The organism is Amycolatopsis endophytica, assembly GCF_013410405.1.
Classification (GTDB): Bacteria; Actinomycetota; Actinomycetes; order Mycobacteriales; family Pseudonocardiaceae; genus Amycolatopsis_E; species Amycolatopsis_E endophytica.
The window spans coordinates 1,497,324-1,509,162 of sequence record NZ_JACCFK010000001.1; the positions used below are offsets into that span (position 1 = coordinate 1,497,324).

The 11,839-nt window shown below is 70.7% G+C and carries 11 protein-coding genes and 2 tRNA genes; 5 read left to right on the plus strand and 8 right to left on the minus strand.

Going from position 1 to position 11,839, the window contains the following annotated elements:
• Window positions 1–1,071 carry a TetR/AcrR family transcriptional regulator gene (locus tag HNR02_RS07485; RefSeq protein ID WP_179772451.1) on the minus strand — a complete coding sequence of 357 codons (1,071 nt, stop codon included), beginning with the start codon at window positions 1,069–1,071 and terminating at the stop codon, window positions 1–3.
• A gap of 89 nt (window positions 1,072–1,160) precedes the next feature.
• Between HNR02_RS07485 and HNR02_RS07490 the strand changes: the two genes are divergently transcribed.
• Window positions 1,161–2,297, plus strand: a complete 1,137-nt coding sequence (locus HNR02_RS07490; RefSeq protein WP_179772452.1) for a cytochrome P450 — start codon at window positions 1,161–1,163, stop codon at window positions 2,295–2,297.
• A gap of 10 nt (window positions 2,298–2,307) precedes the next feature.
• Here the strand turns inward: HNR02_RS07490 and HNR02_RS07495 are convergent, their stop codons facing one another.
• Window positions 2,308–2,928 carry a PglD-related sugar-binding protein gene (locus HNR02_RS07495; RefSeq protein ID WP_179772453.1) on the minus strand — a complete coding sequence of 207 codons (621 nt, stop codon included), beginning with the start codon at window positions 2,926–2,928 and terminating at the stop codon, window positions 2,308–2,310.
• A gap of 197 nt (window positions 2,929–3,125) precedes the next feature.
• Between HNR02_RS07495 and HNR02_RS07500 the strand changes: the two genes are divergently transcribed.
• Window positions 3,126–3,716 (plus strand): LURP-one-related family protein, encoded by a 591-nt coding sequence (locus HNR02_RS07500; RefSeq protein WP_312860931.1) that lies wholly within the window; start codon window positions 3,126–3,128, stop codon window positions 3,714–3,716.
• 112 nt (window positions 3,717–3,828) lie between these two features.
• Complete coding sequence (locus HNR02_RS07505; RefSeq protein ID WP_179772455.1) at window positions 3,829–4,050, plus strand: hypothetical protein; 222 nt, start codon at window positions 3,829–3,831, stop codon at window positions 4,048–4,050.
• A gap of 67 nt (window positions 4,051–4,117) precedes the next feature.
• On the opposite strand, the gene HNR02_RS07510 is transcribed toward HNR02_RS07505, so the two are convergent.
• The 5 genes from HNR02_RS07510 to HNR02_RS07530 form a co-directional block, all read right to left on the minus strand.
• Window positions 4,118–4,190: transfer RNA gene (locus HNR02_RS07510), tRNA-Arg, on the minus strand.
• 42 nt (window positions 4,191–4,232) lie between these two features.
• Window positions 4,233–4,322: transfer RNA gene (locus HNR02_RS07515), tRNA-Ser, on the minus strand.
• Between the two features lie 64 nt (window positions 4,323–4,386).
• Window positions 4,387–6,093, minus strand: coding sequence for a phosphatidylglycerol lysyltransferase domain-containing protein (locus tag HNR02_RS07520; RefSeq protein ID WP_179772456.1), 1,707 nt, complete (start codon window positions 6,091–6,093; stop codon window positions 4,387–4,389).
• An 18-nt stretch (window positions 6,094–6,111) separates the two neighbouring features.
• Window positions 6,112–8,079 (minus strand): acetoacetate--CoA ligase, encoded by a 1,968-nt coding sequence (locus HNR02_RS07525; protein ID WP_179772457.1) that lies wholly within the window; start codon window positions 8,077–8,079, stop codon window positions 6,112–6,114.
• Between the two features lie 12 nt (window positions 8,080–8,091).
• A complete protein-coding gene (locus HNR02_RS07530; RefSeq protein ID WP_179772458.1) occupies window positions 8,092–8,718 on the minus strand; it encodes a dienelactone hydrolase family protein in 627 nt (208 codons plus the stop codon).
• Between the two features lie 101 nt (window positions 8,719–8,819).
• On the opposite strand from HNR02_RS07530, the gene hisC reads away from it, so the two are divergent.
• Window positions 8,820–9,872 carry a histidinol-phosphate transaminase gene (gene hisC / locus HNR02_RS07535; RefSeq protein ID WP_179772459.1) on the plus strand — a complete coding sequence of 351 codons (1,053 nt, stop codon included), beginning with the start codon at window positions 8,820–8,822 and terminating at the stop codon, window positions 9,870–9,872.
• On the opposite strand, the gene HNR02_RS07540 is transcribed toward hisC, so the two are convergent.
• Entirely contained in the window at window positions 9,862–10,626 is a 765-nt protein-coding gene (locus tag HNR02_RS07540; RefSeq protein ID WP_179772460.1) for a sulfite exporter TauE/SafE family protein, read from the minus strand. The genes hisC and HNR02_RS07540 overlap by 11 nt on opposite strands.
• A 93-nt stretch (window positions 10,627–10,719) precedes the next feature.
• Here HNR02_RS07540 and HNR02_RS07545 point away from each other — a divergent pair, with 93 nt between their 5' ends.
• The gene (locus HNR02_RS07545) at window positions 10,720–11,775 is read left to right on the plus strand and encodes an Rv2629 family ribosome hibernation factor (RefSeq protein WP_179772461.1); all 1,056 of its coding nucleotides are present in this window, start codon (window positions 10,720–10,722) and stop codon (window positions 11,773–11,775) included.
• The last annotated feature ends 64 nt before the right edge of the window (window positions 11,776–11,839 follow it).

Below are 11,839 nucleotides of genomic sequence, written 5' to 3' on the forward strand. Positions count from 1 at the left end.
TCACGACGTCACATCGTCTTCGGCGTGGACAGCCCGCGCAACCCCGTCCGACGCCGCGTGGCAAGCGCCGAAACCGTCGGCGCGCGCGACGATCCGGCCGCCTTCGAGGCGCACTGCCACCTCCGTCGCGTCACTGACCGCCGGGACACCGGCCGCCGCGGCCAGCTCACCGCCCTCGTCGCACACGATCCGCAGGCCCGGCCAGGCCGTCGCGGGGAACGCCTGACGCAGGCACGCGGCGACCTCGGTGACCACCAGCCGGGCGAGCGCCCCCAGCTCGGCGGGATCTCCGGTGACGATGACGAGCGTGACGTCGGCGCCGTCGCGTACCGCGTCCTCGACGGCGGAGAGCCGGTGCAGGCCCAGCACCGCGACGACACCGTCGGGCGGGATCGCCACGGCCTCGCCGCGCACCAGGTCGAACGCCTCGCCCGCGGACCACTGCTCGTCGGCGGGCCGCGCGGGCGGCGCCACGGACGGCGGCGCCCAGAAGTCGCTGAACCCCAGGTCCGCCACCTGCTCGCAGGTGGTGATCACGTCGAACGGCTCGACGAACCCGGGCGCGGCGACGGTCAGCTGCCGCGCGCCGTGCAGGGTCGTCAGCAGGGCCTGTGCCCGCCGCACGTACCGCGCCCTCGGCCAGCCCTGCTCCGGGGGATCGAGCCGTTCCATCGCCAGCGCGAGCAGCACCGCGTCCAGGTGGAGCAGCTGGGTGAAGGGCAGCCGGACCCGGTCGTCGGCCATCACCTCGGCGGGCAGGTCGCGTCCGAGCGCGGCATCGCGCGCGATCCAGTCCCGTGCGAACGCCCCGAGCGCGGACCGCAGATCGCTGCCCGGCCGGGAATGCGGTGCGGCTTCCGCTCTCGTGGCGAGATCGGCCAGCACCGCGAAGTAGAGCGCCCGCTTGCCCGGGAAGTTGGAGTAGACGGCGCCGCGGGTCAGCTCGGCCCGCTCGGCGATGACGTCCACCTTGGCGTCCCGGAAACCACGCTCGGTGAACTCCTCCAGCGCCGCGACCAGCACCTTCGCGCGGTTGCGCTGCTGCGTCTCCGCCCGGCTCAGTCGCGCCACTGATCCTCCCTCGTTGCAATCCGCTCGTGCCCACGATATCGTTCCTTACAGATGACATGAACATCTGTTATTAACATTTGGAGCGTGGAGTGGTTCCCGAGATTTCCCTGACCGATCCCGAGGTCATCGCCGACCCGTTCACCGCCTACGGCCGGGCGCGGGAGCAGGCACCGCTGGCCCGCGTCGGCGCGCCCGGCTTCGGGCCGGTATGGGCGGCGACCCGGCACGAGACCGCGCGGGCGGTGCTCGGCGACGCACGTTTCGAACTGCGGCCGGACAGCTACCAGACGCCGGACGTGCCCGAACACTGCCGGGCGTACATGCACACGATGTCCGAAATGGAGGGTGCCGGGCATGCGCGGTTGCGCCGCATCGTCTCGCCGGCGTTCTCGGCCCGCCGGGCGCTGGACTTCCGGCCGCGGATCGAGCCGCTGGTCGCCCGGCTGCTCGACGCCCTGCCCGCCGAGGCGGATCTGGTGCGGGACTTCGCGCGGCCGCTGCCGATGGACGTGATCTGCGAGCTGGTCGGCATTCCCCACGAGGACCGGATGCGCTGGCGGGAGTACGGGATCGCGGTGGCGTCCGGTAGCGGCCCGGCGTTCGCGGCGTCGATCCCGGGCATCATGACCGGCGCGCGCGCCGCGGTCGCCCGGGGACGCGAGGAGCCGCGCGACGACGTCCTGGGCGACCTCGTCCGCGCCGACGACCGGCTGAGCGAGACGGAGATGGTCACGCTCGTGTGGCAGCTGGTGATGTCCGGGCAGACCCCGGCGAACCTGATCACGAACGCGGTCGCCGCGCTGCTGGAGCACCCGGACCAGCTGGCCGTTCTGCGCGCCGACCCCGGCCTGATGCCGCGCGCGGTGGACGAACTGATCCGCTGGTGCGGCCCGACGCTGCTGACCATCCCGCGCTACGCCCGCGAGGACGTGACCCTGGAGGGCTGCCTGATCCGCCAGGACGAACCGATCGTCACCGCGGCGGCCGCGGTCAACCGCGACCCCCGGGCGTTCGACAACCCCGACCACCTGGACGTGACCCGCCCCGGCAGCGGCCACCTCGGCTTCGGCCACGGCCCGCACTTCTGCCTGGGCGCCTCACTGGCGCGAGTGCAGACCGAGGTCGCGCTGACCGCCCTGCTGAGCCGCCCCCTGGAAGCGGTGAAGGTCGAGCGCGCACCGGACCCCGGAACGTGGCGCCTGAACTCCCTCGTCGTGCGCGTGTGAGAGCGGGCCGTCACCGCGCGTTGATCGGACGGGCCGGCACGCCGACGACGGTCGTCTTGGACGGCACGTTCCGGGTTACCACGGCTCCGGCGCCCACCACGACGTCGTCGCCGAGGGTTACGTCAGGTAGGACGATGCCCCCCATACCGATCGTGGTCCCGGCGCCGATCCGGCTACGGGCACCGACGACGGACCGCGGGCTGAGGGTGACCTGGGATCCCACGACAGCCTCGTGACAGATCAGGACGTCCGCGTCGACCAGCACGTGCCGCGCGAGTATCACAGCTTCCTGAACATGCGCACCGGGCATGAGCACCGCGCCCGGACCGATCGAAACTCGCTTCTCGACCCGAGCACTGGGATGGCGTACGAGGCCGGGCTCCTTCTCGATACCGCTCGCGTACTCGTCGAGTCTGCGCCGAACAGCGAGGTCCGCCAGACCGATCACGTACGCCGTCTCCAGTTTCTCGAGCACCTGGTCCCCGCCGAGGAGCGGAGCACCATTCTCTGTCGTCTGTTGATCCGGTTCACCGGTCAGGCCGAGGAAGTGGACCTCCTCGATGTCGTCGAGCGCTCCCACGATCTGTCGTGCGAGACCACCAGCTCCCAGAACGACCAGGTTGTTCGTCATACGAGGCAACACCCACATCGACGGTGGAATCGGTTCCGGGTCAACGTATCGGTTTGTGGGCATCCCGTGAGCCCCGCGATTTTCGCCAACGGACGAGGACTTGCACCTTTGTCCCCTAGAGTGTGGGGAGGTGAGGCAGCGGCGCCCTTCGTCATCTGCCAATGGGGCCAGTACACACAGCCGAGCCGGGAGCACGGGTGAACCTGCAGCAGCATCACCAGTTCCACGTCCACCAGCGCGTCACCATGATGGTGAACCGCTACGAGGTCTTCGCCGACGACGGGCGGGGTGAGCCGGGGCCGTTGCTCGCGTTCGTCGAGCAGAAGCGCATGACCTTTCGCGAGCAGGTGACGCTCTACACCGACGAGAGCAAGCAGTACGTGCTCGCCGCGTTCAAGGCACGCAAGGTCATCGATCTGGCCAGCGCGTATGACGTCACCACCGCGGACGGGCAGTCCATCGGCGTGTTCGGCAAGGTGTTCGGCAAGTCGCTGCTGCGGTCGACGTGGCGGCTGGAGCAGCCGGGCCAGCCGCCGGTCGACATCAGCGAGCGCAGCATGGCCCTGGCGCTGTTCCGGCGGATCTGGGACTTCCTCCCGTGGGTCGGTGACATCCCGTTCCCGTGGAAATACCACTTCGACTTCGTCCGTGACGACCGCCCGGTGGGCAGCTTCGAGAAGAAGACGCGCTTCCGCGACCACTACGTGGTCCGCGTGGACGACCCGGCGCTGGACCGCCGCCTGGTGCTCGCGCAGGCCGTCGCACTCGACGCGCTGCAGTCCCGCTGAGCACCGCTGGGCAGCGTGATCGGCCCGTCCGCTCCCTCAGGGCGTCGACTACCCGGCGACGCACGGCATCGCGCGGGGCCGCCGGCAGCGGCCGCTCCGGATCCCGTTTCAGGTGCCCGCCCTGGCCCCGACGCGGCCCGAGCGCTACCTGACCGTGGCCGACGAAGCCGTGACCGCGATGGTCGACCCGCCTTTCGATGACCTCCAGGCACGCGCCCGGGCCGGCCTGCTGATCTCGGCCTGCGCGCCTGGACCGCTCGTCACCGGCGAAACCCCGCGCATCGAAGCGATGGCCCAGGTCCTGATCGTCAGCGCGACGGCCGTTCGCACGTAACCGTCCCGAAAAGCACGAAACCCCCTGTCGCCAGGGGGTTTCGTGGTCTTGCTGTCTCAACCAGACGCGCGCCCGAAGGGATTCGAACCCCTAACCTTCTGATCCGTAGTCAGATGCTCTATCCGTTGAGCTACGGGCGCTTGTTCAGTTTTCACCTTAGCACTCGGGGTCCGAGTGCCCGGCGGAGGCTCCGGGATTTGAACCCGGGAGGGGGGGTTACCCCCAACCGCATTAGCAGTGCGGCGCCATAGACCAGACTAGGCGAAGCCTCCCGGATCTCACGACCACTGCTGAGCAAGCGTACACAGGCCCCGAAGGCCCCGGCAAAGCACCCCCTCAACGTCGCAGCAAGCGGCGCAACCTGGGGGAACGTCCGCCGAGTCCTTCGGCCTCGAAAACAGCCACTCCGACGCGCGGGAGTTCCCGGACGCCCGGGTACACCAGGAACCGGGGCACCCAGCGTGGCTGGAACTTGGCGTTGAACCGGTAGAGCGTCTCGATCTGCACCCAGTGTGACATCCATCCCAGGAACTTCGCCGACGCTCGGGCGACCGGGCCCGCGCCGATGCGCCGCCCCTGTTCCATCAGCTTCCGGAACGCCGCGAAGTTCAGCGAGACGTACTTCACACCGTGATCGCGCGCGGCGAGCAACAGTTCGGAGATCATCAACTCGTTGATGCCGTTGTCCGCGGCGTGGTCGCGGCGCATGACGTCGAGCGACAGCCCGTCCTCGCCCCAGGGCACGAACTGCAGCAGGCCACGGACGACACCCTCCTGCTCCGCGGTCACCAGCACCGAACCCGGATCACCCATGCGGCCCAGCGCCATCGAGAACCCACGCTCGGTGTCGCTTCCGCGCCACTTCGCAGCCAGGGACTCCAACTCGGCCAGCTCGCCGTCGACGAGGTCCTCGGCCCGGCGCACCCGGACGGCGTATCCGGCCCGCTTCGTCTTCGCCACCGCCTGCCGCACCCCGCGCATCACGCGCCCGTCCAGGGTGAAGGTCTCCGCGTCCACCACGGCCTCGTCGCCGATCTCCAGCACGTCCAGGTCGAACCGGGCCCACGCCGTCGCGCCCAGCTCCGAACAGCCCATCGCCGCCGGGACCCAGCCGTGCCGGCGGCACACCGCGAGGAACTCCTCGATCGCGCCCGGCCATGCCTCGTTGTCGCCCAGCGGATCGGCCGAGGCGACCGCCGCGCCGGCGATCACGCGGTACGTCACCGCCGCTTTGCCGGACTTCGAGAACACGACGAACTTGTCGTCCCGCAAGGCGAAGTACCCCAGCGAGTCGCGGGCGCCGTGCTTGTCCAGCAGTGCCCGCAGGCGCGTCTTGTCGTCCTGGCTCAGGTGCGGCGCGGGCTCGGCCGAACGCAGCAGGAAGTACGCGGCGAGCACCACGGCACCGAGTCCGAACAGGAGCCCGACCGACGCGACCAGGTCCTCCATCCACTCCAGGTGGAACACGGCCGGCCCGCTGACCCCGAACAACGCCAGCGCGGACTCCGCCATCCGGTCGACGAACGGCAGTGGCTCCACCACCCGGTCCGGTGACAGCGACACCAGCGCGACGTTGATCACGAACCCCGCGACCAGCAACTGCAGGAACACCCGCAGCGAGACCCACTTGCCGGTCACCGGGTCCGGCTGCGCGACGAAGTAGGAGCGATTGAGCACCAGCGCCACGGCAAGCGCGACCGACACGACCCCGGCGCCGAACACGTGCCGCATGCCGAGGTGCGACACGGCGAGCAGGATGCTCGCGGCCAGCGCGAGCTGCCACGCCCGCCGCTTGCGCCGCTTGAGCCCGGACGCCAGCAGGATCAGCAGGACCCCGACGACCAGCACGACGGCGGCCGCACCGGTCGTGGCGTCCTGGGGCAGCTCCAGCCACTCGGCCACGTGCCCGCGCATGCCGCGACGACCCGCCGGCACCACGACCGACACGACGGCGAGCAGCCCGACCAGCCTGGTCACCCAGGTGATCGCCACGACCGAGGCCGCCCCCGTGACGCGCCAGACCGCCTGCCGCTCCCCTGCCACCGACCTCCCCGACAACCCCTACTCCCTTACTCCCCTCGCCATGTCGACGAAGGGCTGCAGCGCGGCCGGGTTCGCGAGCGCGTCCCGGCTGACCGCCTTGTCCGGCGTCACACCGGTCAGGATCTTCTTGACCGGCACCTCGCACTTCTTACCGTTCAGCGTCCGCGGCACCTCCGCCACCTGGATGAACCGGTCGGGCACGTGCCGTGGTGACAGGCCGCGCCGCAGGTGCGCGCGCAGTTCCGGCTCGACGGCGGCAAGATCGTCACCGGGCGCCATCACGACGAAACACAGGAGTTCACCCTCCGTATTCCCCACGCGCGTGGTGTCGATGACGAGCGAGTCGGCGATCTGGTCGAAGCCTTCGACGATCCGGTAGAACTCCGCGGTGCCCATCCGCACGCCGCCGCGGTTGAGTGTGGAGTCACTGCGTCCGTAGATCACCGCCGAACCGCGTGGGGTGATCCGGATCCAGTCGCCGTGCCGCCACACGCCGGGGAAGGTGTCGAAGTACGCCTCGCGCAGGCGTGAGCCGTCGTCGTCGTTCCAGAAGGACACCGGCATCGACGGCATGGGCCCGGTCACGACCAGTTCGCCGACCTCGTCGACCACCCCGTGCCCGTCCTCGTCGAACGCCGTCACCGCCGCCCCGAGCGCGCGGCAGGACAGCTCGCCCAGCCACACCGGCACGTCCGGCGCGGCCCCGACGAACGCCGCGCACAGATCGGTGCCGCCGGACACCGAGCAGATCTGCACCGACCGGCCGATCTCGTCGGCGATCCAGCGGAACCCGTCGTCGCTCAGTGGCGCACCGGTCGACCCGAGCGCCCGCAGCGCGGACAGGTCGAACTCGGCGGCCGGACGAACGCGAGCCTTGAGGCAGCTCTGGATGAACGGCGCGGAAGTGCCGAAATAGGTGATGCGCTGCTCGTCAGCCAGGCGCCACAGCCGGTTCAGGTCCGGGTGACCGGGACTGCCGTCGTACATCACGATCGTCGAGCGCGCGAGCAGCCCACCGAGCAGCAAATTCCACATCATCCAGCCGGTGGTGGTGAACCAGAAGAAGCGGTCGCCCGGCCCGAGATCCATCTGCAGCACGGTCGCCTTGAGGTGTTCCAGCACGATCCCGCCGTGGCCCTGCACGATGCCCTTCGGCAGGCCGGTCGTGCCGGACGAGTAGAGCACCCACAGCGGGTGGTCGAACGGCACCGCCTCGAACGAGAGCTCCGCGCCCGCGTGCGCGGCGAGCAGCTCGTCCCAGTCGAGGGCCCCCTCGACGCTGCCACCGGCGTAGTCGACGACGACGGTCGCGGTCAGTGAAGGGATGCGGGTGCGCAGCTGCTCGACCGTCGGCCGCACGTCGAACGACCGTCCGTTGTAGACGTAGCCGTCGACCGCGACGAGCACCTTCGGCTCGATCTGGGTGAACCGGTCGCTGATCGCGCGCACGCCGAAGTCCGGTGAACAGGACGACCAGATCGCGCCGAGGCTCGCGGTGGCGAGGAACGCGATCAGCGTCTGCGGGCAGTTCGGCGCGAGCGCGACCACCCGGTCGCCGCGGCCGACACCGAGCGCGGCCAGCGCCGCCCGTGCCGCGCCCACCTGCGACCGCAGCTCGCGGTAGGTGAGGCGGGCGTTCAGCCCGTCCTCGCGTTCGAAGATCACCGCGCGGTCGTCGTCGGCACCGGTCAGTGCGTGCTCGGTGTAGTTGAGGGTGCCACCGGGGAACCACTCGGCGCCCGGCATGCGGGCTGCGGTGAGGACCGCGCCCGGCGTCGAGTGCCAGCGGACGCCGAGGAACTCCGCCGCGGCGCCCCAGAACTCCGTGGGCCGGTCGACGGAGAACCGCCACAACTCGTCGTAACCGTCCAGGGACACGTCACGCTCGGCGCGCAACCAGTCGCGGAACGCCTGAATCCTGCTCGCGGCGACCCGCTCCGGGGCCGGGCGCCACAACACTTCCGGGGTGTCAGCATCGGTGGTCACCCCGGAAGGGTATTAGCGGAGGTGGGCGTCGAACCAGCTCAAGGTGCGCTGCCAGGCCTCGACGGCGGCGCCGGGGTCGGCGTCGAAGCGGTGGTTGGCGCCCGCGTAGCGGACCACGTTGGTCGCCACCCGCGAGCCGGCCGCCGCCTCGCGCAGCTTCTCCACCTCGGCCGCGCTCAGCTCGTCACCGGCGTCGCCGTACAGCCCCAGCCACGGGCTGACCAGCTCACGTGCGATCTCGACGAGCCCCGGCTTCTCCGCCACGCCCTGCCCGCCGACACTGACCGCGGCGCCGAGCTTGCGGTTGGCGGCGACCAGCAGCGCGGCCGTGCCACCCATGTCGAAACCGACCACGCCGAGCAGGTCGGCCTGCACCCCTCGGTCGACCAGCCAGGCCAGCGCGATGTCGGTGGCCGCCAGTACGCCGTCCGCCGACGGGTCGCCCTCGATGTGCGGCGCGACCGCGAGCCATCCCTCCGCGGCCAGGCTCGAAATCAGCAGGCGCACTCCGTCGGTGACCCCGCCGACCTCGTGCAGCACGACGAGCCCGCCCCGGACGACGTTGTCGGGCTCGGCGGAGGTCAGCTCGATCGCGCGTCCGTCGTCCCGCCGGTAGTGCTCGGTGTGCGTCTCCGTCATCGCCCTACTCAACCACCCCCGGGTGAACGGGAGTCAACAGAAATCGCGATCAAGTGTCCGGGATAACGTGGCAGGAGCGCGTTCGACCGAAGGAGCCAGCCATGTCCGTCCAGACCCGCCCCGATCTCGGCTCGCTGCCCGCCTACGTCGCCGGGCGGACGGTGCCGGGCGCGATCAAGCTCGCGAGCAACGAATGCCCTGGCGGTCCCCTGCCCAGCGTGCGGGCCGCCATCGCCGACGCCGCCGCGGACGTGCACCGCTACCCGGACATGGGCGTGACCGCGCTGGCGGAGCGGCTGGCCCGCAAGTTCGGTTTCCCGGTCGAGCGGATCGCGCTCGGCTGCGGCTCGGTCGCGTTGTGCCAGCAGCTCACGCAGGCCCTGTGCGCACCCGGTGACGAGGTCGTGTTCGCGTGGCGCTCGTTCGAGGCATACCCCATCGTCACGCAGATCGCGGGCGCGACATCGGTGCAGGTGCCGCTGGACTCGACGCACACGCAGGACCTGGACGCGATGCTCGCCGCGATCACGCCGAAGACGAAGCTGGTCTTCGTCTGCAATCCGAACAACCCGACGGGCACCGCGAACCGGCGCGAGGAGCTGGTCCGCTTCCTCGACCAGGTCCCGTCGCACGTGGTCGTCGCGCTGGACGAGGCCTACCGCGAGTTCGTCACCGATCCCGGCGTGCCGGACGGGATGGAGTTCGCGCGCACCCGCGACAACGTCGTGGTACTGCGGACGTTCTCCAAGGCCTACGGTCTGGCCGGCCTGCGCGTCGGCTACCTGGTGGGGCCCGAGGACCTGACCGGGGTGGTGCGCCGGGTCTACATCCCGTTCAGCGTGAACTCGCTGGCGCAGATCGCGGCGATGGCCTCGCTCGACGCCGAGGACGAGATGCGCGAACGCTGCGCGGAAATCGTCACCGAGCGGCAGCGCGTCGCCGACGAACTGACCGCCGCCGGCTACGAGGTGCCCGAGACGCACGCCAACTTCGTGTGGCTGCCGCTGGGCGACCGCGCACTCGAGTTCGCCGAGCACGCGCTGGCCAACAAGGTCGTCGTGCGGGCCTTCGCCGGTGACGGCGTGCGGGTGACGATCAGCACCCGTGACGAGAACGACGCGTTCCTGCAGGCGGCGCGCGGCTTCAGCCGTTGATCACCAGCTGCACGATCGCGGCGATCCCGACCACGACGATCACGCCGCGCAGCACCGTCGGCGGCAGCCTGCGCCCGATCTTGGCGCCGAGCTGCCCGCCGACGGTCGACCCGACGGCCAGCAGCGCGACCACCGGCCAGCTGACCGGCGCGACGAACGCGTAGATCGTGCCCGCCACCACGTTCACCACGGCGGAGAGCACGTTCTTGATCCCGTTGAGCCGCTGCAACGAATCGGTCAGCAGCATGCCCATGAACGCCATGAGCATGACGCCCTGCGCCGCCGTGAAGTAGCCGCCGTACACGCCGACCAGGAAGATCAGCACCATCAGCAGCGGGCCGTGCGAGCCACCGCCCGCCCCGGCCTCCCGCCGCCGCGTGACCCACGCCGACACCCGTGGCTGGATGATCACCAGCACCACGGCCAGCCCGACCAGCACCGGCACGATGGCCTCGAAGGCGTCGTGCGGCAGGGAAAGCAACAGCACCGTCCCGCCGATGGCGCCGAGGAAAGACGGGATCGCGTAGCGCGCCACCCGCCTGCCCTGCCCGGTCAGCTCGTGCCGGTAACCGATCGCCCCGCTGATCGTGCCGGGCGCGAGCCCGATCGCGTTCGACGTCGTCGCGGTCACCGGCGAGTAGCCGAGCGCGACGAGAACGGGGAACGTGACCAGCGTCCCGGAGCCGACGACCGTGTTGATCGTGCCGGCCCAGACCCCGGCCAGGAACACCAGCAGCGCCTCCCACCAGCTCATCGGGGGACCCCGCCGGATTCGTCGAAAACCACCGTCATACCCCCATGAAACCGTGGCGTTTCACCGTGCACGCCGCCGGGTAAGAAGCGGGGCATGGACACGACGACGCTGCGCCCTCTGGTGGACGCGACCGGTCCGTTCACGTCCGTCTACTTCGAGGATTCGCACGACACCGCGGACGCGGAGAAGCAGCTGGAGCTGAAGTGGCGCGAGCTGAAGGACTCGCTGACCGCCCAGCACGCCCCCGACGGCGCCCTCAGCGCGCTGGAGGCCGCGATCATGGACGGCGCCCGCGCGACCGGCCGGAGCGGGCGCGTGCTGCTCGCCGCGGGTGCGGAGGTCCTGGTCGACGAGCAGTTGGCTGGTCCGCCCGCGTCGACCATCGCGCGCGTCTCCGGCCTGCCCTACCTGCTGCCGCTGGCGCGGTACGGCGAGCTGCGCCTGTCGCACGTGGTCGCCGATGTCGACCAGGTCGGCGGCGCGATCAGGGCCTACGACGCGCACGGCGAGGAGATGGCTTCGGAGGAGGTCACCGGTCAGGAGCACCCGGTCCACAAGACCCGCGGCGGCGGCGAGGCGCACCACCGCATGCAGCACCGCGCGGAAGAGATCCGGCACCACAACGCTTCCGATGTCGCGGCCGCGGTCGCGCGGCTGGCCGAGCGCACCGGGGCCGAGCTGATCGTGGTCGCCGGCGAGGTGCAGGGCCGCAAGGCGGTCATCGAGGAACTGCCCGAGGCCGCGAAGTCGATCGCCCGCGAGGCGACCCACGCCGACGTCGCCGACGAGCTGGCCGAGGCCATGCGGCAGAGCCGTCTGAGCGAGGTCACCGAACGCTTCCGCGGGGCCCTGAACCAGCCGGACGGCCTTGCCGTGCAGGGTCTGGAGGCCGTCACCGCCGCGCTGCGCGAAGCCAATGTGGAGACTCTCCTCGCCGGCGACCCCGGCGAGGACATGGTGTGCACCGGCTCCAGCCCCGCGCAGATCGCGCTCGGCGAAGAGGAGCTGAAAGCCTACGGCGCGAGCGAAACCCACCGCTGCCGGGCCGACGAGGCGGTCCCGGCCGCGGCCATCGCGGTGAACGCGGACCTGGTCCACGTCGACGAGGGGCTCGTCGACGGATTCGGCGCGATCCTGCGCCATCGATGAGGAGTACGTCATCACATTAGCTACACGCAGCTTCCGACCGGTAACCGGACCGAGCGAACTTCCC

Bases quoted from the DNA above. Each gene is read 5' to 3' on its own strand.
- hisC (WP_179772459.1), top strand. From the start codon at position 8,820: ATGTCCGTCCAGACCCGCCCCGATCTCGGCTCGCTGCCCGCCTACGTC.
- HNR02_RS07495 (WP_179772453.1), bottom strand. From the start codon at position 2,928: ATGACGAACAACCTGGTCGTTCTGGGAGCTGGTGGTCTCGCACGACAG.
- HNR02_RS07540 (WP_179772460.1), bottom strand. From the start codon at position 10,626: ATGAGCTGGTGGGAGGCGCTGCTGGTGTTCCTGGCCGGGGTCTGGGCC.
- HNR02_RS07530 (WP_179772458.1), bottom strand. From the start codon at position 8,718: ATGACGGAGACGCACACCGAGCACTACCGGCGGGACGACGGACGCGCG.
- HNR02_RS07545 (WP_179772461.1), top strand. From the start codon at position 10,720: ATGGACACGACGACGCTGCGCCCTCTGGTGGACGCGACCGGTCCGTTC.